1 protein-coding gene is annotated in these 1,863 nt (G+C 74.3%); it reads left to right on the top strand.

Annotated features, from left to right (window positions below):
- Window positions 1-280 precede the first annotated feature (280 nt).
- A complete protein-coding gene (locus tag ADK60_RS22130) occupies window positions 281-1,720 on the top strand; it encodes an alanine racemase (protein WP_234371206.1) in 1,440 nt (479 codons plus the stop codon).
- Window positions 1,721-1,863: the final 143 nt, after the last annotated feature.

The raw sequence follows: 1,863 nt of genomic DNA, 5'->3' as shown, positions 1-1,863 counted from the left end.
GGCGGGGACGGCTCCGGGGTGGCGGGTGTGCGGTGCGGTGCGGCCGTCGGATCGCCGGGCGACGGGGTGGCCTCGCTCGCGGCGGCGTCCTGGCGTGGCATCTGCTGGGCTCCTCGGAGTACTGCGGCCCGGCCGGGTGGGGGTGCTGCGGCGAGCCTGGCTGACCCGCGTGCGGCGGGCGGCTGTCGTTGACCTTCGTCCGGCGCCGATGCTAGAACCGTGTTGCCAGCATGTGCAACCCTCATTGCACATGCTGCAACATGGCAGATGGAGGAAGACAGTGGACCAGACCTTCGCGAGCAGTGTCGGCGACGGCAGTGGGAGTGGCAGCGCCGGCAGCGGTCGTGGCGGCAGTGGTCGTGGCGGCAGTGGTCGTGGTGGCAGCGGTCGTGGTGGCAGCGGTAGTGGTGGTGACCGCCCGGGTGGTGGTGGTCCGGGCATCGACGCCGGTGCGGTGGCGGCACTCGCCGAGGAGGCGCTCGACTGGCGGTTCAAGGCGCTGCCGTCGGCTGCCGACGGCTTGACCGTCCGCCAGTACCTGGCCACCGGACCCACCCTGGCCGACCTCGGCACCCCGCTGCTCACGCTCGACGAGGGCGCGCTCGACCACAATCTGCGCACCATGGCTCGCTGGTGCGCGGACGCCGGCATGGCGCTCGCCCCGCACGGCAAGACCACCATGGCCCCCGCGCTCTGGCAGGCGCAGTTGGACGCGGGCAGCCACGGCATCACCCTCGCCAACCTGCCGCAGCTCCGGGTCGCCCGCGCCTTCGGCGTTCGGCGGCTGCTGCTCGCCAACTCCCTGCTCGACCCGGCGGGCCTGCGCTGGCTGGCGGGAGAGCTTGCCGACGACGCCGACTTCGCCTTCACCTGCTGGGTCGACTCGGTGGAGAGCGTCCGACTGATGGACGAGGCACTGCGCGCGGCCGGCGCCGAGCGTCCGGTCGAGGTGCTGGTCGAACTCGGCGGCCCCGGTGGTCGCACCGGCGCGCGCACCGTCGACGGGGCGGTGGAGATCGCGGATGCCGTCCGCCGCGCGCCGACCCTCCGGCTGGCCGGCATCGGCGGGTACGAGGGTGCGTTGGCGCACGACGCGAGCGAGGGCGGGCTCGGCACCGTGCGCGGGTACCTGCGGTCGCTGGCCGAGTTGCACGGGCGGCTGGCCGGGCGGTACGCCGAGGACGCCGCGCCCGTGGTCACGGCCGGTGGCAGCGCCTACTTCGACCTGGTGGCCGAGGAGTTGGGGGCGCTGCCGGAGGCCTTCGTGGTGCTGCGCTCGGGCGCCTACCTCGCGCACGACGACGGTTTCTACCGGGGGATCTCGCCGCTCGCCCGGGGTGCTGAGGAGTCGGGGGCCGGTGGTGGCGGGGCACTGCGCGGGGCGCTGCACGGATGGGCACGAGTGGTGTCCCGGCCGGAGCCGCAGCTGGCGCTGCTGGACGCGGGCAAGCGCGACCTGCCGTTCGACGAGGGCATGCCGGAACCGCACCTGGTCCGGGGCGGGGCGGAGTTGACGGGCACGGCTGCACGGATCACCGCGCTCAACGACCAGCACGCCTTCCTCCGGGACGCGGGCGACCTCGCGCCGGTCGGCGCTGTGCTGCGGCTCGGCATCTCGCACCCGTGCACCGCCTTCGACAAGTGGACGCTGATCCCGGTACTGGACGATGCCTCGGCGGCCGAGCCGAAGGTGACCGGGCTGGTCAGGACGTTCTTCTGATGAGTGCCAGGGGCGGTGCGAGCGTGCTGTTCCGTGGCGCCACGGTGGTGGACGGCACGGGTGCCGGGCGCTACCGGGCGGACGTGCGGATCGCGGGCGGGGTGATCGTCGAGGTCGGGGCGCCGGGTGGGTCGGGGGCGGGG

The sequence above is a fragment of the Streptomyces sp. XY431 genome (genome assembly GCF_001279805.1).
Classification (GTDB): domain Bacteria; phylum Actinomycetota; class Actinomycetes; order Streptomycetales; family Streptomycetaceae; genus Kitasatospora; species Kitasatospora purpeofusca.
The sequence above is the reverse complement of the archived record's forward strand: the minus strand, read 5'-3'. Positions and strand labels throughout refer to the sequence as shown.